At 67.6% G+C, this 17,876-nt stretch carries 18 protein-coding genes; 10 read left to right on the top strand and 8 right to left on the bottom strand.

Features of this window, described 5'->3' with window-relative positions; genetic code table 11:
• Nucleotides 1–34: 34 nt before the first annotated feature.
• Nucleotides 35–946 carry a LysR family transcriptional regulator gene (locus ABI214_RS17585; RefSeq protein WP_348603799.1) on the top strand — a complete coding sequence of 304 codons (912 nt, stop codon included), beginning with the start codon at nucleotides 35–37 and terminating at the stop codon, nucleotides 944–946.
• Nucleotides 947–987: 41 nt separating this feature from the next.
• Here the strand turns inward: ABI214_RS17585 and ABI214_RS17580 are convergent, their stop codons facing one another.
• On the bottom strand, nucleotides 988–1,266 hold the full coding sequence (locus ABI214_RS17580; protein ID WP_348603798.1) for a hypothetical protein: 279 nt from the start codon (nucleotides 1,264–1,266) through the stop codon (nucleotides 988–990).
• A gap of 213 nt (nucleotides 1,267–1,479) precedes the next feature.
• Between ABI214_RS17580 and ABI214_RS17575 the strand changes: the two genes are divergently transcribed.
• Both ABI214_RS17575 and ABI214_RS17570 read left to right on the top strand, forming a co-directional pair.
• A complete protein-coding gene (locus tag ABI214_RS17575; RefSeq protein WP_348603797.1) occupies nucleotides 1,480–3,810 on the top strand; it encodes an arylsulfatase in 2,331 nt (776 codons plus the stop codon).
• 63 nt (nucleotides 3,811–3,873) lie between these two features.
• Nucleotides 3,874–4,323, top strand: a complete 450-nt coding sequence (locus ABI214_RS17570) for a hypothetical protein (RefSeq protein WP_348603796.1) — start codon at nucleotides 3,874–3,876, stop codon at nucleotides 4,321–4,323.
• A 60-nt stretch (nucleotides 4,324–4,383) separates the two neighbouring features.
• On the opposite strand, the gene ABI214_RS17565 is transcribed toward ABI214_RS17570, so the two are convergent.
• The 3 genes from ABI214_RS17565 to ABI214_RS17555 form a co-directional block, all read right to left on the bottom strand.
• On the bottom strand, nucleotides 4,384–5,970 hold the full coding sequence (locus tag ABI214_RS17565) for a flotillin family protein (RefSeq protein WP_348603795.1): 1,587 nt from the start codon (nucleotides 5,968–5,970) through the stop codon (nucleotides 4,384–4,386).
• 9 nt (nucleotides 5,971–5,979) lie between these two features.
• Complete coding sequence (locus tag ABI214_RS17560; protein WP_348603794.1) at nucleotides 5,980–6,501, bottom strand: hypothetical protein; 522 nt, start codon at nucleotides 6,499–6,501, stop codon at nucleotides 5,980–5,982.
• A gap of 142 nt (nucleotides 6,502–6,643) precedes the next feature.
• Nucleotides 6,644–7,042, bottom strand: a complete 399-nt coding sequence (locus tag ABI214_RS17555; protein WP_348603793.1) for a DUF1801 domain-containing protein — start codon at nucleotides 7,040–7,042, stop codon at nucleotides 6,644–6,646.
• Nucleotides 7,043–7,236: 194 nt separating this feature from the next.
• Between ABI214_RS17555 and ABI214_RS17550 the strand changes: the two genes are divergently transcribed.
• The gene (locus ABI214_RS17550; protein ID WP_348603792.1) at nucleotides 7,237–7,653 is read left to right on the top strand and encodes a DoxX family protein; all 417 of its coding nucleotides are present in this window, start codon (nucleotides 7,237–7,239) and stop codon (nucleotides 7,651–7,653) included.
• Nucleotides 7,654–7,681: 28 nt separating this feature from the next.
• Here ABI214_RS17550 and ABI214_RS17545 read toward each other — a convergent pair whose 3' ends face one another.
• Entirely contained in the window at nucleotides 7,682–8,938 is a 1,257-nt protein-coding gene (locus ABI214_RS17545) for a S1 family peptidase (RefSeq protein ID WP_348603791.1), read from the bottom strand.
• Between the two features lie 333 nt (nucleotides 8,939–9,271).
• Here ABI214_RS17545 and ABI214_RS17540 point away from each other — a divergent pair, with 333 nt between their 5' ends.
• The 3 genes from ABI214_RS17540 (at nucleotide 9,272) to ABI214_RS17530 (ending at nucleotide 11,640) form a co-directional block, all read left to right on the top strand.
• Complete coding sequence (locus ABI214_RS17540; RefSeq protein WP_348603790.1) at nucleotides 9,272–9,577, top strand: hypothetical protein; 306 nt, start codon at nucleotides 9,272–9,274, stop codon at nucleotides 9,575–9,577.
• Nucleotides 9,578–9,634: 57 nt separating this feature from the next.
• Entirely contained in the window at nucleotides 9,635–9,802 is a 168-nt protein-coding gene (locus ABI214_RS17535) for a hypothetical protein (protein ID WP_348603789.1), read from the top strand.
• Between the two features lie 431 nt (nucleotides 9,803–10,233).
• Nucleotides 10,234–11,640 (top strand): WS/DGAT/MGAT family O-acyltransferase, encoded by a 1,407-nt coding sequence (locus ABI214_RS17530; protein ID WP_348603788.1) that lies wholly within the window; start codon nucleotides 10,234–10,236, stop codon nucleotides 11,638–11,640.
• Nucleotides 11,641–11,656: 16 nt separating this feature from the next.
• On the opposite strand, the gene ABI214_RS17525 is transcribed toward ABI214_RS17530, so the two are convergent.
• Together ABI214_RS17525 and ABI214_RS17520 are read right to left on the bottom strand one after the other, a co-directional pair.
• Entirely contained in the window at nucleotides 11,657–11,881 is a 225-nt protein-coding gene (locus ABI214_RS17525; RefSeq protein WP_348603787.1) for a hypothetical protein, read from the bottom strand.
• A 35-nt stretch (nucleotides 11,882–11,916) separates the two neighbouring features.
• Nucleotides 11,917–12,672 (bottom strand): HNH endonuclease family protein, encoded by a 756-nt coding sequence (locus ABI214_RS17520; RefSeq protein ID WP_348603786.1) that lies wholly within the window; start codon nucleotides 12,670–12,672, stop codon nucleotides 11,917–11,919.
• 176 nt (nucleotides 12,673–12,848) lie between these two features.
• On the opposite strand from ABI214_RS17520, the gene ABI214_RS17515 reads away from it, so the two are divergent.
• A complete protein-coding gene (locus ABI214_RS17515; protein ID WP_348603785.1) occupies nucleotides 12,849–13,793 on the top strand; it encodes an aldo/keto reductase in 945 nt (314 codons plus the stop codon).
• A 54-nt stretch (nucleotides 13,794–13,847) separates the two neighbouring features.
• Here the strand turns inward: ABI214_RS17515 and ABI214_RS17510 are convergent, their stop codons facing one another.
• Nucleotides 13,848–14,864: a beta-ketoacyl-ACP synthase III gene (locus tag ABI214_RS17510; protein WP_348603783.1), complete on the bottom strand. Its 1,017-nt coding sequence runs from the start codon at nucleotides 14,862–14,864 to the stop codon at nucleotides 13,848–13,850.
• Between the two features lie 347 nt (nucleotides 14,865–15,211).
• Here ABI214_RS17510 and ABI214_RS17505 point away from each other — a divergent pair, with 347 nt between their 5' ends.
• Both ABI214_RS17505 and ABI214_RS17500 read left to right on the top strand, forming a co-directional pair.
• Nucleotides 15,212–16,342: a DUF4185 domain-containing protein gene (locus ABI214_RS17505; RefSeq protein WP_348603782.1), complete on the top strand. Its 1,131-nt coding sequence runs from the start codon at nucleotides 15,212–15,214 to the stop codon at nucleotides 16,340–16,342.
• A 47-nt stretch (nucleotides 16,343–16,389) separates the two neighbouring features.
• Nucleotides 16,390–17,838, top strand: a complete 1,449-nt coding sequence (locus ABI214_RS17500) for a hypothetical protein (RefSeq protein ID WP_348603781.1) — start codon at nucleotides 16,390–16,392, stop codon at nucleotides 17,836–17,838.
• Nucleotides 17,839–17,876: the final 38 nt, after the last annotated feature.

The raw sequence follows: 17,876 nt of genomic DNA, 5'->3' as shown, positions 1-17,876 counted from the left end.
CGTTAACCTGTGGGTAGACGAACGGGGGCTCTGCATGGAGCGGCGTGACATCGAGATATTCCTGACGCTGGCCGAAGAGTTGCATTTCGGCCGCACCGCCGAGCGGTTGCACGTGTCCACGGCGCGGGTCAGTCAGACCGTCAAAGCACTCGAGCGCCGCATCGGCACCGCGCTGTTCGAGCGGACCAGCCGCCGGGTGGTACTGACCCCGATCGGCCGACGGCTCGAGGAGGATCTGCGGCCGGCCGATCAGCAGATCCGCGAGGGAATCGCCCGGGCGATCGCGTCCGGGCGAGGACTCGACGGCGTGCTGCGGGTGGGTTTCGTCGGCACCGCGATCGGCCAGCTCGTACTCGACGTCGCGAACGTCTTCCACGCCCGCCACCCCGGCTGCCGCGTGCAGATCCGCGAGAGCCACTACAGCGACGGCGTCGGGCTGCTGGTGGCCGACGAGATCGACGTCCTCGTCGCCGCAGCCGACATCGCGAACGTCCGCGACCTGGACCAGAGCCCGGTGCTGCTGCGCGAGCCGTCCGTCCTCGCCGTCTCCGCTCGAGACCCGCTCGCGCGTCGCGAATCGGTGACCCTCGACGACCTGGCTCGGGCAAAGGTGTTGCGCCCCCGCGGCTTCCCGGACGAGGTGGACGAGGCCGCGGTCCCGCGGACGACGCCGAGCGGCGCGGTGATCGAGCGTGGCCCCGACTTCGGCACGGTGCAAGAGATGCTGGCCCTCGTCGGCGCGGGCCAGGGCGTGTTCCCGGTGCCCACCCACGCCGGTCGGTACGACTCGCGACCGGACGTGGTCTACGTGCCCATCCGGGACGGGCTTCCCTTCGAATGGCGGTTGATCTGGCGAACCGCCGGCACCACGAACCGGATCCGCGCCTTCTCCGAGGCCGCCCAGCAGTACCTCGCCGCCGCGGGTAACCCGCTGCTGGAGAAGTGATCCGGGTTCACCCATCCGGTTCGGTTGCCGCCCGCCCGCAATCAGCGCCGCCGCGCGCCGGCCATGACCCGCTCGGTCAGCTCCGGCCATGGCGGGCGCCGGAGAACGGCAAGGGAGCCGATCACCGCCGCCGCAAAACCTGTACATACGCCGATCAACGCGTGCCGGCTGGCGTCGACCGCCGGTGTCCACGTTGTACCGTCCGCTCTGATTGTGTAGATGCCGATCGGACGCTCAGGCCGTTGGTCCCAGCCCTTTCGCGACACGGTGACGATCGTGATGTCGTCGCTCGCCTGGTAGGGCTCGCCGAATACCAGCATTCGACCCCTCCTCATCGGGGCCAACAGTCTAGTGCCCGGCCGCTGCACTCGTGCCCGAAACGGAACCGCCGCCAGCGAGTACCGCCTCCCGGATCGCCAACGTAAGGCGACCTCGGCAATTTCCCGGTGCGACTCGGCGTATCGGAGTACCTTCGCGTTGGGCCATGCCGAGATCCGTTGAGAGACACGGGATCGCCAATGGAGGGAGCTGGGATGACGGGCAACCGAATCGGAGCCGAGCAGATTCCGGGTGGCGAGACTCTCCCGTTCCCACCGACACCGTCGGGGAGCATCGCGGGCCGCACCATGCAGGAGTCGGTGTACAATCCGCGCCCGACGGCCAGGCACCTACCGGACGATGCACCGAACATCCTCGTCGTCCTCATCGACGACGCCGGACCCGGCCTGCCGAGCGGATTCGGCGGTGAGGTGAACACCCCGACACTCGACCGGATGCTCGGTGAGGGGATCAGCTACAACCGCTTCCACACCACCGCTATGTGCTCGCCGACCCGCGCCGCGCTGCTGACCGGCCGCAACCATCACCGGGTCGGCAACGGGCAGATCGCCGAGCTTGCCAACGACTGGGACGGATACTCGGGGCATATCCCCAAGTCCAGCGCCACCGGCGCCGAGGTGCTGCGCCACTACGGCTACACCACCGCCGCCTTCGGCAAGTGGCACAACACCCCGGCTGAGGAGACCACCGCCGCCGGCCCGTTCGACAACTGGCCCACCGGTGTCGGTTTCGACTACTTCTACGGGTTTCTCGCGGGCGAGGCCTCCCAGTACGAGCCGAATCTGGTGCGCAACACCACCGTCGTCCTGCCGCCGAAGACCCCCGAGGAGGGCTACCACCTCAGCGAGGACCTCGCCGACGACGCGATCGGCTGGCTTCGCCGGCACAAGGCGCTCGACGCCGATCGGCCGTTCTTCATGTACTGGGCCAGCGGCTGTCTGCATGGGCCGCACCACATCATGAAGGAGTGGGCGGACCGCTATGCCGGCAAGTTCGACGACGGCTGGGACGCCTACCGTGAGCGAGTCTTCGCGCGGGCCAAGGAGAAGGGGTGGATCCCGCCGGAGGCGGAACTGACCGACCGCGACCCCACGATGACGGCGTGGGACGACATCCCGGACGACGAGAAGCCGTTCCAGCGGCGACTGATGGAGGTCGCCGCAGGCTTCGCCGAACACTGCGACGTCCAGGTCGGGCGGCTGTTCGACGAACTCGATCAGCTCGGCTACCGCGACAACACCCTCGTCCTCTACATCTGGGGGGACAACGGCTCGTCGGGTGAGGGCCAGAACGGCACCATCAGTGAACTCCTCGCCCAGAACGGCATTCCCACCACCACGGCCCAGCACATCGCAGCACTCGAGGAGCTCGGCGGGCTCGACGTGCTCGGCTCCCCGAAGACCGACAACATGTACCACGCCGGCTGGGCATGGGCGGGTAGCACGCCGTACAAGGGCATGAAGCTACTCGCCTCCCACCTCGGCGGCACCCGCAACCCCATGGTCGCCCGGTGGCCCGCGAAGATCACCCCGGATTCGACCCCGCGCACCCAGTTTCTCCACTGCAACGACCTGGTGCCGACCTTCTACGACCTGATCGGCATCACCCCACCGCGGACCGTGAACGGGATCCCGCAGGACCCGATCGACGGCGCCAGCTTCGCCCCCACCCTGGTCGACCGGGATGCGGAGGCAGGCAAGCGCACTCAGTACTTCGAGATCATGGGTAGCCGCGCGATCTACCACGACGGCTGGATGGCATCGGCGTTCGGCCCGCGCGCACCGTGGTTGCCGGGAGTACCCGGCGGCATCCGCGACTGGAGCCCCGACGACGACACCTGGGAGCTCTACCACCTCGACGAGGACTGGACCCAGAATCGGGATCTCGCCGAGCAGCATCCCGAGAAGCTCGCCCAACTACGGGAGATGTTCGCGATCGAGGCGGCCAAGAACAAAGTCCTGCCCGTCGGCGGCGGCCTCTGGGTGGCGGCCATCCATCCCGAGCAACGCATCTCCACCCCCTACACGAGTTGGGAGTTCACAGGCGACGTCGTCCGGATGCCCGAGTTCTGTGCGCCCGCACTGGGAAACAAGAACAACCGGGTCACCATCGAGCTGACGGTCCCCGACGCGGCGAGCGGGGTGCTCTACGCCCTCGGCGCCAACGGCGGCGGTCTGACCTGCTTCATGGACGACGGGTATCTTTGTTACGAGTACAACCTGTTCATCCTGATGAGGACCAAGATGCGTTCTGCCGCAACAATATCTCGGGGGAACCACACCATCGAGGTGCTCACCGAATACGCCGAGGCTCGCCCCGGCGGCCCATTGAACGTGACCATGAGCGTCGACGGTCAACCGGTGAGCAAGACGACCGTGCCGGTCAGCGCGCCACTGCTGTTCACCGCCAACGACTGCCTCGACATCGGAACCTGCCTCGGCTCCCCCGTCTCCCTGGACTACTACGACCGCGCTCCGTTCCCGTTCAACGGATCCGTCGACAAGGTGACGGTCGAGTACACCTGATCCACTCGTTCATGTACTCGACTTCGACCTGTGTGCGCCGGAAACTCGCGAGAGCCCCGTACGGTGAATCCCATGGCGTCCGAATCAGCGGCTGCACGTGAACTGATCGACGACTTCGCGCAGCGGAGCGCGGATGGGCGCTTCGCCGCACTGCGGTCGTTGATCCCCGGGGCGGGCGACGGACCTCGGCTGGCCCCGTTCCTGCTCGCGGTCGCCAGCGACGCTTCGGAAGACGATCTGGTGAGGATCGAAGCAGTGAGGGTCTTCGAAATCCTTCGGATCGATGACGATTCACTCGCCGAGAAGTGCCGCCACACGTTGATCCACCTGGCCCGGACGGACGACGATTGGGATATCCGCAACGCGGCCGGATGCGCGGTGTTCGACCTGCCTGGCGCCGAGCTCGAACTCGACACGATGCGCGCTGTGATCGCAGCCGAGGAGGAGAGCTTTGTGCGCGAGAACGTCGCAGCCGCCCTCGAGGGGTTCCTCCGGCGCCGCGCCTCTGCCTAGTTCCACGTCGACGCGCCGAGCGGTTGGTGGGCCTGCCCCATGGACGGGCCCACCAGTCGATCAGTCCGCGATGTCGGCGGCGCTGCCGTTCCGTACGGCCGACCCGACCGGGATCTGGGGCTCGGCGGTCGCCGCGCCGGTACTCGGCGTCGGCCGGCCGATCGAGTTGAGGATTCCGGTGATGTCGACGCCGGAGTTCTCGAGGGTCTCGATGACGCCCGCGATGACGGTCGGGCTGATCCCGAGGATGGATCCGATCGAGCTGGTCACGCCGTCACTCCCCCCGCCGACGATCGAGATCCGATCGATGTCGCCCACCGGCTTGGCGGCCGCTTCGGTAGCGGCGACAAGCGCGTGGAGGACGTCGGGGGCGAGCAGGAGCTGCGCGGCCGCCGGGGTGTACGCGTTGAGCGCCTCGGCGACCTTCCGCTTTCCGTCTGCCTCTGCCTCGAGTCGGGCACGCAGGCCGTCGGCTTCAGCTTCCTGCTCCGCGCGGAGTGCATCGGCAGCGACCTTCCGGCCGTCGGCTTCGGCGGCCAGGCGCGCCTTGAGGCCGTCTGCCTCAGCCTGCTGCTCCGCGCGCACCGCACCCGCAGCGAGCGTTCGGGCCTCGGCCTGCGCGGCACCGATCCGCCTCGCAGCCTCAGAGTCCGCCTCGGCCTTGAGGATCGAGGACTCACGCTGACCCTCGGCGCGTGCGATCGCCGCCCGACGCTCCGCCTCCGCCGGCGCGATCACGTCGGCTTCGAGAGCTGCCTGCGCCTGTTCGGCGCGCCGCCGCTCGACCTCGATACCGGCTTCGACGCGGGCCGCCTCGGCCTGCTGACGGGCGATGACGACGTCCTTCTCCGCCTTCGCCTGAGCAAGCGGGCCGGCCTGGTCCGCTTCCGCGTTCTCCGCTTCGGTCTGCGCGCGCAGGCGGGCCAGTTCGACGTCGCGGGCCTGGTTGGCGGCCGCGATGGCGGTGTCGGCCTCGGCCTGCGCGATCGAACCCTCCTGCCGTGCCTTGGCCGACTGGATCTGCGCGTCCCGCTCGGCGTTCGCGGTACCGATGGCGGCGTCGCGCTTGACCTCGGCGATGCGGCGCTGACCGAGCGACTCGAGGTAACCGTTGTGGTCGCTGATCCCGGCGATCTTGAGAACGTCGACCTCCATGCCGATCCGAGCGAGGTCTCCGCCGGCCTCGTCGACGACACTGCGCGCGAGCGTTTCTCGGTTCGAGTTGAGGTCCTCGACCGTCATGGTCGCGGTGATGCCACGCAGCGATCCGGAGAGGATCTCGTTGATCTGTCGGCGGAGCTCGTCGAGATCGGAGGTGAGGAACCGTTGGACCGCCGTCTGCACCGCCTCGTCGGCGGAGCCGATGCGGACCAGACCGACGGCCTCGACGTTGACCGGGACACCGTCGTTCGAGAGCGCATTCTGGAGGTTGATGCTCACGTTGAACGGCTCGAGCGACATGATGTCGACTCGTTCGATGCCGGGGATCTTGAAGCGAGCGCCACCACGGACCACCTTCGGCTTGCCGCGGCCGGTGAACACCGCGACCTCGTTGGGCGGGACCTTGATGTAGTTCCGCACGTACAGGGTCGGTAGTCCGATGAAGATCACGAGGGCCACCACGACGGCGGCCACGACTAGAGCCATGAGCCTTCCTCAGTTCGTTTCGGGCAGTGCATTATTCGTCGTCGACGAGTCGGGGATCGAGACGACGTGGAGATGTTCGTCGTCGAATGCGTCGCTGATGTAGACGCGAGTTCCGGTGGGCAGCACGGCCGGTTCGGTGGTGACCGCCCGGGAACGAACCCTGTTCCCGTCAGGATCGACGAAGGCGATCTCGCCCCAGCCGTCCGGGCTGATCGGGATGGTGACCGTGCCGGTCAGGCCGAGGTAGGCGAGTCGGCTGATCTGCGAATTCGCCTGCTGCCGGAGCAGGTACGGCAACAACAGCCCGCGGGTCAGGACAACCAGGACCGTGGCGGCCGAGACGGCCGCCACGCCCGCCACCCAGACATCGCCACCGAGCGCGGTGACCGCGCCGCCACCGGCCCCGAATCCGAGCAGCGCGGTGGCCAGGGTCGTCAGGCTCAGGAACGGCAGCCCGTCCGAGCCCGCCTCACCGACATCGGCGCCGGCCTCACCGACGATGAGCGCCCCCACGATGCCCACCAAACCCATTGCAAGACAGACAATATAAGCCGTAGCCACGAACCCTCCCCAGTTCCACGCTCCGGACGACCATAACTGATCGGCTGGGCCCGACTACCGGCGGCCTGTCTCGATCATCGGTGCGCTGAACGAGCGGAGGGTCGGCGGGTGTTCAGCTGCGCGAGGTATTGAGTGCGACCGCGGCTCGCACGAGCGCCGTGAACGCCGGCTCGTCGATCTCGTCGCCCTCGTGGAAATCGATGGCCCGCCTGGTGTTGCCCTCGAGGCTGGAGTTGAAGAGGCCCGCGGGATCGTCCAACGACGCGCCCTTCGCGAAGGTCACCTTCACGGCATTCTTGTACGTCTCACCGGTGCAGATCATTCCGGCGTGATACCAGACCGGAACCCCTCTCCACTTCCACTCCTCGGTGACGTCGGGTTCGGCCTGCTTGACGAGACCCCGGATCCGGGCGAGCATCTCGCCCCGCCAATCGCCCAACTCCCTGATCCGCTCGTCGATCAGCCGAGACGGAGAGTCCCCTTCGTTCGAGCCGCTCTCGTTCTTCGTCATGGGTGTCAGTCGCTCTCTTCATGGGTTGTCGGCGCTCGCCCGTGACTCGAGTATGTCCGCCGGCCCCTTGATTGCACCGCAAATCGAATCGTGTCGCGATCGCCCGACTCCGGTTTGCGATGCGCGCCGAAAGCGGACCGAGGCCCTGACCAGCTGCACTATCGTGAAAGTCAACCGCTACTCGGAGGTGGACGATGGACGTCGTCATCCTGATCGGTCGCATCCTGTTCTCCGCGCTGTTCCTCTTCTCCGGCGTGGGCCATCTGACGCAGTCGAAGTCGATGGCGCAGTACGCCGAGGGCAAGGGCGTTCCGGCCGCCCAGCTCGCCGTTCTGGCATCGGGCGTGCTGGTCGTCGTGGGCGGACTCAGCGTGCTTCTGGGCGTGTGGGCCGATCTCGGCTCGTTGCTGATCGTCGCCTTCCTGGTGCCGACGGCGGCGATCATGCACGGGTTCTGGTCGGAGTCCGATCCGTCCACCCGGCAGATGGAGATGATCCAGTTCAACAAGGACCTGGCGTTGGCCGGCGCGGCGTTGATGCTGTTCGCGTTCTTCGCCCACACCCGTGATCTGGGGCTGACCATCACCGGGCCGCTGTTCACGCTCAACTGACCGCGGCCGCGCCGACCGGGACGGCCGGCTACGACCCGGTCGAGCCGAGGCTGCCGAACGGGTTCGAGCTGCCGGGTGCCGGCTCGGGCGTCTCGCACATCCCGGTCGGATTCGCGGCGGTTCGGACGGCGATACCGGAACCTGCCGCACACGACGATCCGTTCACCTGGGCGAGGATGTCCCGCACCGGAATACCGAAGCTGAGCACACCACCGGCGGCGACCGCCTGCGTGCAGCCCGCGGCATCGGCCACCGTGGACCCACTGGTGATGCCCAGCGCGCGCGTGCCGGTGATGATCGCACCGCCGCTGTCGCCGGCGAGGGTGCACGCGTCGTGGGTGAAGCCGTGCACGCTCCACGACTCCCCACTGTTCCCGAACAGATCGGTGGTGTAGGCGGCGGCCTGTACCGTCCCGCACGTGTAGCCGGACCTCTGTCCGGACTTGCACACCGGCGCGCCCGCCACCGGGACTGCGGTGCCGGTGATCGTGAGTACGTCGCCGTCGGCACCGCGGACCGTGGGTTTGCCCAGACCACCGGCCGCCGCTTCCGGCGTCAGCCGGATCACCGAGTAGTCGAGTCCTCCGCCCGCGCTTCCGATACCGGACCTCGCGAATTCGCCGACCCGGGGACTGTTCGGGATGTCGGTTCGGTTGGGCGCGTACACCGCTGCGGCGTTCGCCGTTCCGGCGGTTGCCCGGCTCGGATCGCAGTGTCCCGCGCTGAGCGCCAGCGGGGTACCGGCGCTGTCCGCGGCGGTGAACCCGAACGAGCACACCATGAAGGACCGTGCGGTTGCGATCGGCTCGACAGTGGTGATGTACGCGTCACCACCGATCGGGTCGGTGCCTGACGCGACCTCGAACCGGGGCACCGACATCGGCGTATTCGACCGCCGATTCGGTTGGACCGGCGTCCCTTCCGGGGCGTCGATCGGAGAGGGGACGAACTCGGCGCGGTAGCCGGCCGCAACGACCCGCGCCGCGGCCTCGGGTGACGTGACCGCCACGGTCGGCACGCCGTCCAGGTCGAGTCGCGCACCACCGAAGGCGCCGGGGTCGACTCGGCGCAGGTCGCTGGCGTATCCGGCCACCTGCTGCGCCGCGTCCGCCCGCTCCAGGTATTCCTGCGGGGTCAGATGCAGATCACGCTGGATGGCCGCGACGAGGCCGGCGGGGAGTCGGTCCGCCGACGGTGCCGCCTGCCCGGTACCGGGCAACGACAACGCGGCCAGCGCAACTGCGGTACCGACGGTCGCGGCGCAGCGCGCCGACTTCTTGCGCATATCTTTCCCCTGAAGGGTGTCGTCCTTTTCGTCACCGCACCCGTGTGGGTGACTCGCCGCAGCCGAGCGGCAGAAGCAAAACATATGTCAAACGGACCGGTCCGAACCCCGGTTCCCCACGATCCGTCCACCGCAACGACGCCCTCGAAACTGTCAACGCGGCGGTTCGCAACCCGGCACACTTGACCGGTGCAGTGCTGTCGAAGCGAGCGGGCGCGCACTCGGCGCTCTACCATTCGATAGCCCCGCGATCGGCGAGGCCCACTCCAGGCGAGCACGCACACGATGCTCGAACCGGTACTGCACTGCCAAAAGTCGCAAGCAAGGAGTCTCATGAACCACGAACTCGGAGATCAGGCGGCCACCTCGACCGTCAGGGGCGACGTAGTGTTCATCGGCAGCTCCGCCGCCCTGGACGAGGCCCGCGAGCTGGCCCGCGAGCTCGGCTACGGCCGCCGCGACGTGGCCGAGGGACAACTCGACTACGCGGTGGTCGACGACGACGTCCTCGACGGGATCTGCACCGCCGCCGAAGCCGGCCTGCTGGTTCAGGTCCGCGCTCTCGAGGTGCCGGTACTGACCGTGCACGACGCCCGCACCCGTTTCCGCACCGCCCCGGAGTCCCTCTCGCTCACGTGAGGTTCCTCTCAGCTCACCCATGGTCTTTTCACAGGTTGCGGTGCTAGAAAAATAAACATGTCTTGGTTGTGGATCGCGCTGGGGGCGTGGATCATCGTCGCCCTCGGAGCGGCGGTGCTGATCGGTCGCAGTATTCGGCGCGCCGACCGCGAAGAGCTCGGATCCACACTCGACTGGAATCCGGCGGGGCTCGAGTCCCAGGACGCCCCCCACCCGCGCGACTGACGCCCACGCAGCACCCGCCTTCCGGACGCTTCGACCCACAATCCCGCCACCCCTCGCGATGACACCGCCGCCCAGGCCGGTCATCCGCGGCCGGGGCACAGCGCAGATCGACGCAAAGTAGAACGCGGACAATCCGTTCCCGCGGTCGTCCGGCGTGTTCACCCGGAACGACCACGGTCCCGCGCATCTCTCCGAGACCGAATTTCCGTCGATTCCGCGCGGGAGAACACCCGCTTTGTCCGAAGACGACGGCGGGCAACCGGACGAATCCACCGACACTTCCGACAAACACCCAAAAATGCCCATCTACCTGAACGTTTGACAGGTAGCGCGGTCGCTGTCAATAACGTACAACTGACAACACATTCCGTGATCGACACCACATCCCCAGCCCGATTCTCCGGGCCTACAACGACCGAAGGGCGAACTGTATGCCGCTCCCCATGTCACCGGCCGATTCCGTTTTCCTCCACGGTGAGTCTCGGGAGCATCCCATGCACGTCGGCGGACTCGTCCTGCTGCAGCCACCGGACGGCGCCGATGCCCACGACGTCCGCGAGATGCTCGACACGGCGATCGCCCGCAACCAGGTCACTCCGCTGCTCGGGAAGCGCCCTCGGCGATCGATTTCGTCACTCGGACAGTGGAGTTGGGAAACCGACACCCAGTTCGACATCGGACACCACATCCGGCACGACGCCCTCGCCCAGCCCGGCGGGATGCGCGAGTTGTCCGCGCTGGTGTCTCGACTGCACAGCACGCTGCTGGACCGCAACCGCCCCCTCTGGGAGATGCACCTCATCGAGGGCCTCTCCAACGGTCGCTACGCGGTCTACACCAAGATCCACCACAGTGTCGCCGACGGCGTCAGCGCGATGCGCCTGCTGCGCCGCTCGCTGAGCATCGACTCCGAGAAGCGGGACATGCCGGCCCCATGGGAACCCCGGGGCCACACCGAGCGTCCCGCCGTCGACAGTGGATTGCTCGACCTGCCCCTGTCCGCCGTGCGCACCGCTGTCGACGTCGTGGGGGAAGCCACCGGGCTGGTCCCCGCGGTGACCGATTCGGTACTGCGCGCCCTCCGGAACCAGGGTGGGCCTGTGTCGTTCGCAGCCCCGCACTCGGTCTTCAACGTGCCGATCACCGGAGCCCGCCAATTCGCCGCCCGCAGTTGGTCACTCGACCGGTTGCGCATGGTCGCCAAGTACGCCGACGCCACGATCAACGACGTCGTGCTGGCGATGTGCTCCGGTGCTCTGCGCAGCTACCTCGCGGAGGACGGAGCCCTCCCCGACCGTTCGCTGGTCGCGATGGTGCCCGTGTCGCTGCGCGGCGAACGGGACCAGCCGCAGCAGATCGGGACCTCGGGCGACCAGAGCGGCAACCGGATCGGCACCCTCATGTGCAATCTCGGGACCGACCTCACCGACCCCGCCGAGCGACTCGGCCGGATCCACACGTCCATGGCCGAGGGCAAAGCCGCACTGAGCAGCATGAGCACCGCGCAGATCCTAGCGACGGCCGCGCTCGGATCCGCGCCGCTGGCGCTCGACATGCTGCTGGGACACCACGGACCGGTGCGACCGCCCTACAACCTCGTCATCTCCAACGTCCCGGGGCCGAATGTCCCGTTGTACTGGAACGGCGCGCGGCTCGAGGCGCTCTACCCGCTCTCGCTCCCGCTCGACGGCCAGGCCCTCAACATCACCTGCACCAGTACCGACGACGCGATCGCGTTCGGCCTCACCGGTTGCCGTCGCGCGATGCCGCAGCTGGGGCGGATCCTCGGCGGTCTCGACGCCGAACTGGACGCCCTCGAGACCGCCGTCGGGATCTGAGCCGGGCAACCGCCCGTCACGCCTCGAAGGGGATCACGTTGCCGGCCGCGTCGCGGGCCCCGATGTCGGCCTCGATCGCCTCGGCCAGGTCGGTGACCGTCGCCCACGTACGGGGTGGTTCGTCGTCGAGGTTGCCTATCGTCAACCAGGACTCGGTGTCGCGATAGCGGACCAGACCTCGGCCCTCGGCGTCGAGCGTGACGTCGAGGGCTCCGGACACCGTCCCTTCCTCTTCGGTCATGACGGCGGCCTGCACGGGGATCGCGACGATGTCGTTTATCCGGCCCCTCCTTGACGGACACAGTCGTCGACGGCGGTCCGCAGGGCGGCCTGCTCGGCGGAGTCGACAGCTAGGCCGTACTTTACCTTCACCTGGAGGTATCGATCGACGTACGTGCACCGGAACTTCCCGGGCGGCAGGTAGTTCGCCGCGTCCTGGTCACCCTTCGACCGATTGGCCGACGGATCCGCCGCCACGAGATTGACTGCGTCGTTGGCGATGTTGCGGCGGGTGGCCTCGTCCAGTTTGGAGGCCCCCGAGCGCCACGCCTCCGCCAGGGGGACGATGTGCTCCGCGTCGACCTCCGACGAGGCCGTCATCCACTTGTACGGCTTCAACTCGCCGGTCTTCCGGTCGATGAAGCCGTACTCGTCCTGCCAGCCGCCGCCGGAACCGACTGTCAGCGCACATGTTTTCGGATCCAGTTGCACGGGGCCGACCGCGTCGCGCAGCATCATCACGTCGCGCGTCGTGCACCGGCTGTACTGCGCGAACTCGGCACCGAATCCGTGTTCGGGTGTGTTCTGATCCCAGTGCGGGAACTGCTCACGGCTGTAGCCCGTCATCGGCAGTTCGGGTGCGACCGTCACCTGCGCGAGCAGGCCGGTGAGTTCACCCGCAGGAATCGTGTGCGGGGTGGAGCCGGAATCCTGCCCACCGTCGGTCCCCAGCCACTCGTCGACGAGGACGTAACCGATCGCCATGAGCACGGCGATACATACCGACCCGAACACGGCCAGAACTCGACGCATCGAACCCTCATCTCTCGCACATACGTTCGCAGCGAGCGAATACTATCCGGTCCGAAAAATCACCCTTCGGTGGGTTACCACACACCGGAATTCGGCCTCGCGGGCTCCACCACCCGGACGTACAGTCCGAATCGGGCAGATCGTCCGACCGCCCGAGTGTCAGCGTCAGGAGTTCGATGTCCCCCACCATGCAGTACGTCACCCTCCCCGGGACCGACCTCGTCGTGTCGACGGTGTCCCTCGGCTGCAACAACTTCGGTTCGCGGATCGACGAGGCGGAGTCCCGCGCCGTGGTCGACGCCGCATTCGAGCAGGGGATCACCTTCTTCGACACGGCCGACGTCTACTCCGCCGGGGAGTCGGAGAAGATCCTCGGCGCTGCACTCGACGGCCGCCGCGACCAGGCCGTCGTGGCAACGAAGTTCGGCGCACCCATGGGCGAGACCGACAAAGGTTCGTCGCCCGACTACGTCCGGCGCGCGTGCGATGCCAGCCTGCGCCGGCTGGGCGTCGACCACATCGACCTCTACTACCAGCACATGCCCGACCCGACCGTCCCGATCGAGGACACACTCGGCGCGCTTCACGAACTGGTGCAGGCCGGCAAGGTGCGGCACATCGCATGCTCCAACAGTTCGGCGCAGCAGATCGATCGGGCGGTCGAAACCGCGAGCGAGCGCGGGTTGCCACGCTTCGTGGCCGCGCAGATCGAGTGGAACCTCCTCGAGCGCAAGGTCGAAGCCGCGATCGTGCCGACCTGCGAACAGCGGGACCTCGCGGTGATCCCCTACTACCCGCTGGCCGCGGGCCTGCTCACCGGCAAGTACCGCCGGGGCAGCGACTTCCCCAAGGGCTCGCGCTTCGACAAGTCCGAGTACTTCGCGGCCACCGCCACCGACGACGCCCTCACCCGCGTCGAGGAACTGCTGACGCTCGCGAGCAAGCTCGACCGTCAGCTGTCCGAACTGGCGGTCGCGTGGCTCGACGCCAAGCCCCACGTCGCCTCCGTCCTGATCGGCTCGGCCACGCCCGCGCAGGTCGCCCGCAACACCACGCACCTGCGCCGCCCCCTCGACGAGGACGAACTGGCGATGATCGACGACTTCCTCGCCGGGCGCTGACGAAGAAACGGTGGGCCCGCACGAGCGGGCCCACCGTTTCGATCGAGAAGTTGGTCAGTCCTGCGCGAGCGGCGGCAGCGTGACGACCTGGCCGGCGTACGACAGGCCGGCACCGAAGCCGACCAGCAGCGCCAGCTCGCCCGGCTTCGCCTTGCCCGTGCGGATCACTTCCTCCATCGCCAGCGGAATCGAGGCCGCGGACGTGTTACCGGTCTCGGCGATGTCATCGGACACCGGAACGGTCTCGGGCAGCTTGATCTGGCGGGCGATGACCTCGTTGATGCGGCCGTTCGCCTGGTGCGGGATGAACGCACCCAGATCCTCGAGCGCGACACCGGCCCGCTCGGCGGCCTTCAACGCGATCTTGCCCACCTCGAAGGCGGCCCAGCGGAAGACCGTCGTGCCCTCCATCCTGATCCACGGACGCTGCGACGGGTCCTTCGTGTACGTGAGCCAGTCCGGCTCCTGGCGGATCGCGTCGGCCTGGGAGCCGTCCGAGCCCCACACGACCGGACCGATGCCCGGCGTCTCGCTCGGGCCGACGACGACCGCGCCGGCGCCGTCACCGAAGATGAACCGCACGGTGCGGTCCGTCGGCTCGGTGCTGTCGGTCATCCGCTCGACGCCGACGACGAGCACGTAGTCCTCCGTGCCGACGCGGACCATGTCCGAGGCGACGGACAGCGCGTAGCAGAAGCCCGCGCAGCCGGCCGTCAGGTCGAACGCGGCCGATCCGCCCGTGCCGAGCGCCTCGGCGACGAGCGAGGCGCACTGCGGCGTCTGGGCCGGGTAGGTGGACGTCGCGATGACGACGGCGCCGATCTGCTCGCCCTTGATGCCGCTCGCCTCGAGTGCCTTGCGGCCCGACGCGATGGCCATCGCCAGCACGGACTCGTCGTCGTTGGCGAAACGGCGGTTCTTGATGCCCGACCGCGTCTGGATCCACTCGTCGGTGGAGTCGATCGTCTGGCAGATCTCGTCGTTGCTCACGACCCGCTCCGGGCGGTAAACCCCCAACCCGAGGATGGCGGCCTGCCTGACCTCGGTGGAGTTCGAGATCTGCGCAACCATGTTTAGTCTCCTCTACAGCCAATATCCGGGAGCTCGCACGGCCCCCTCCCACCTCGACACGGTACTTCGCGAAGCGGACCTGCACTATCACTCGGGTATACCGATCTCCACCGCGCACGACGCCGTTCGCCGCGCCGGATCGGGCAGGACACCCGAGACATTTCACCCCCAACACCTCTCCCATTCCGATCCGGACAATTCCAGAAATGGCGGCAGCGCCATTGCATCAATGCCCGGATCCCCGTCGTCGAAATCAATCCTCCTGCTAGCGTGTAACGCGCTTACACGAATGATCAACCGGCTCAAATCTGGACATAAGACCAGGTAGATACCGATATCCACCACAGATGGAGACATCCGTGAGGCTGAACCGACCACACGCCGCAATCGCGTCTCTGATATGCGCGTCGGCGTCCTTCCTTGCGTTTTCCACCCCCGCAGGCGCCGATCCGAATTCGGTCAATCCGATTCCTGTGCTCAATGGCACGAACGGATTACCGGCCCTGCACGGACGCAGCCAAGTGGTCGCCCAGGCAACCGGGCTCCTGAGCGCGAACCGCACGCAGGACACCAACGTGCTCGGCACCGACCTGGGCATCATGTGGGACAACGGCAGCGGGCAGGTCCTCACGGCGTTCGGCGACACCGCGGGGCTCGGCATCCCGAATCTGCTGGCCGGCAGCCTCTGGTCGTGGCGCAGCAATGTCCTCTTCCGCAGCTCCGACCACAACCTCGCCGACGGCATGACCTTCGACAGCACGCCGCGCGACATCGTCGGCCAGTCGAAGGAACTCATGCCCAGCCCCAAGATCCCGTTCGTCGAGATCAGCCGCATCCCGACCGCGGGCGTCGCGGTCGACGGCGTGCAGTACATGAGCATGATGTCCGTCAAGGACTGGGGCGAGCCGGGCAGGTGGGACACCAACTACTCGGGCCTGGCGTTCTCGACCGACGACGGCGAGAACTGGATCGAGGCCACGGAGACCCGTCGCCCTCCGGACGGCGGTAACCGCAATTTCCAGATGGGCGCCTTCCTCCAGGCCGACGGATTCGTCTATCAGTACGGCACCCCCGCCGGGCGCGGTGGACTGGTCTACGTCGCGCGCGTGCCGAAGCAGAAGATCCGCGACCTCGGGGCGTACGAGTACTGGGACGGCGGGAAGTGGGTGCCGAAGAATCCCGACGTCGCGGCGCCGATCGTCTTCGGCGGCGTCGGCGAGATCTCGGTGCAGTACAACGACTTCCTGGGCCAGTACCTCATGCTGACGACCGACAACCGCAACTCCGTCGTCATGCGGCGCGCGCCCACGCCCACGGGGCCGTGGAGCGAACCCGAAGTGCTCATCGACGGCAACGAACTCCCCACGATGTACGGCGCGTACATGCACCCGTGGTCGTCCGGCCCCGACCTCTACTTCCTCACCACGGTGCACACCAACTACAACGTGCTACTGATGCACACGACGCTGCAGCGCTGACCCGACAGATCGGGCAAACCGGTCGGTTCGGTGGGTATGGTCGGCAGATGAGCAGCGATCCCACCTGGCACGATCTCCGTGGCCGCAACTTCGGTTCGGCCGGGCGGTCCATCGCCGGCACCATGCGAGCTACGGTCGGCGACACCACGTACGTCGAACGCTTCTGGCACGCGCCGCCGGGGCTCTGGCGGACGGAACGCGACGGGACGCCTCGAATCATCGAAGGCCCCGCTCGACGGTTCCACCGCACGCCGGACGGCGACATGGAACTGCAGCCCGACAACTCGCACACGATGTGGGGCGGCGGGCATCCGTCGCAGCTCACCGAGGCGTTTCGCATGTGGGAGATCGGTCAACACCACGAACCGCTGGTGGAACCTGAGGGTCCACCGTGCGACGTGTCGGTGGGCGGCCGCGACGGATGGCAAGTTCGGATCAGGGACCGGCGTATGGGGGCCACGGCCGACGTGACATTCGACGAGAAGACCGGCGTGGTGATTGCGTTGGAGCTTCTGGACGGCTCGATGCGGTTGGAACTACTCGACTTCGAGCTCGATGCGCAGGTCCCGGACGAGACGTTCACGTGGACGGGGCCGTACACCGAGCGCCCCGATGAGTGGCGCCTCCGGCAGGAGAAGCTGCAGCGGATGACGGACCTCGGGCTTCCCACACCGACTTACTGGCCCACGGGTTTTCGGGTCGAGTTGTCCAGCGGCGACCCGGATACGGGAACGGTCACGATGAACCTCGCCGTGGACGGCGGTGCGCAACTGACGCGCTGGCCGGCCGGGACGAAGTCGCCGCAGGAACTCGACTACGGCGGCTACCCGCACGAAGTCCGCTGGCAGGACCGCGGCTGGAAGTGGTGCCTGCGCAGCGGGATCCAACTGACGGACGACGAACTCGGCCGGTTCAAGGAGTCCATTCCGCACCAGGAACCGCCGGCCCCCGTCGAGGCACGTCCCGGCTCGGACCCGACCGGCGGACGGGGTGCACTCGTCGTCTTCAGCGACCGGATCAACGTCGCGTACGGCCAGTTCTATATCGCCGAACCCGGAGCGTTCGGCGAGGACATGGGGAACGGGTTCGCCGGGCAACGAAATGGCCTGTGCGGAACCGCCGAACCGGGCGTCGCGTGGTTCGTGACCGGCCTGCACACCGGCACCGTCGCGCTGACCGTCCAGGTCATGTCCGGCGCCCCCGATGAGGTCGGCGACTGGGAGGAAGCGGTCGAGGCGCCACTGACCGTCCGCCGCTCGGACGGTCTGGAACTGCAGGAGTGGGGCGGCGACATCGTGGGCGACGCCCTCCCACTCTCCCCCGGCACGTACCGCGTCCGATACTGCGCCACGGGCATGGACACCGGACACGACATGGACACCGGCGAGGGACCCGACCGATACCTCGTCACGATCTGGCCGGCCACACCCGAACCCGACGCGGTTGTCCGGCAGACATCGCAGAATGCCGCGTACTGGCACGGAGCCTGGAACTGACGACACGGAGCCGCTAGCGTCCCAAGCAAACGATTGGT

This window comes from Prescottella soli (assembly GCF_040024445.1).
Taxonomy (GTDB): Bacteria; Actinomycetota; Actinomycetes; order Mycobacteriales; family Mycobacteriaceae; genus Prescottella; species Prescottella soli.
This window is presented reverse-complemented; position numbering and strand designations above follow the sequence as displayed.

Bases quoted from the DNA above. Each gene is read 5' to 3' on its own strand.
- ABI214_RS17585 (WP_348603799.1), top strand. From the start codon at position 35: ATGGAGCGGCGTGACATCGAGATATTCCTGACGCTGGCCGAAGAGTTG.
- ABI214_RS17580 (WP_348603798.1), bottom strand. From the start codon at position 1,266: ATGCTGGTATTCGGCGAGCCCTACCAGGCGAGCGACGACATCACGATC.
- ABI214_RS17575 (WP_348603797.1), top strand. From the start codon at position 1,480: ATGACGGGCAACCGAATCGGAGCCGAGCAGATTCCGGGTGGCGAGACT.
- ABI214_RS17565 (WP_348603795.1), bottom strand. From the start codon at position 5,970: ATGGCTCTAGTCGTGGCCGCCGTCGTGGTGGCCCTCGTGATCTTCATC.
- ABI214_RS17560 (WP_348603794.1), bottom strand. From the start codon at position 6,501: ATGGGTTTGGTGGGCATCGTGGGGGCGCTCATCGTCGGTGAGGCCGGC.
- ABI214_RS17555 (WP_348603793.1), bottom strand. From the start codon at position 7,042: ATGACGAAGAACGAGAGCGGCTCGAACGAAGGGGACTCTCCGTCTCGG.
- ABI214_RS17550 (WP_348603792.1), top strand. From the start codon at position 7,237: ATGGACGTCGTCATCCTGATCGGTCGCATCCTGTTCTCCGCGCTGTTC.
- ABI214_RS17545 (WP_348603791.1), bottom strand. From the start codon at position 8,938: ATGCGCAAGAAGTCGGCGCGCTGCGCCGCGACCGTCGGTACCGCAGTT.
- ABI214_RS17540 (WP_348603790.1), top strand. From the start codon at position 9,272: ATGAACCACGAACTCGGAGATCAGGCGGCCACCTCGACCGTCAGGGGC.
- ABI214_RS17535 (WP_348603789.1), top strand. From the start codon at position 9,635: ATGTCTTGGTTGTGGATCGCGCTGGGGGCGTGGATCATCGTCGCCCTC.
- ABI214_RS17530 (WP_348603788.1), top strand. From the start codon at position 10,234: ATGCCGCTCCCCATGTCACCGGCCGATTCCGTTTTCCTCCACGGTGAG.
- ABI214_RS17525 (WP_348603787.1), bottom strand. From the start codon at position 11,881: ATGACCGAAGAGGAAGGGACGGTGTCCGGAGCCCTCGACGTCACGCTC.
- ABI214_RS17520 (WP_348603786.1), bottom strand. From the start codon at position 12,672: ATGCGTCGAGTTCTGGCCGTGTTCGGGTCGGTATGTATCGCCGTGCTC.
- ABI214_RS17515 (WP_348603785.1), top strand. From the start codon at position 12,849: ATGTCCCCCACCATGCAGTACGTCACCCTCCCCGGGACCGACCTCGTC.
- ABI214_RS17510 (WP_348603783.1), bottom strand. From the start codon at position 14,864: ATGGTTGCGCAGATCTCGAACTCCACCGAGGTCAGGCAGGCCGCCATC.
- ABI214_RS17505 (WP_348603782.1), top strand. From the start codon at position 15,212: ATGGAGACATCCGTGAGGCTGAACCGACCACACGCCGCAATCGCGTCT.
- ABI214_RS17500 (WP_348603781.1), top strand. From the start codon at position 16,390: ATGAGCAGCGATCCCACCTGGCACGATCTCCGTGGCCGCAACTTCGGT.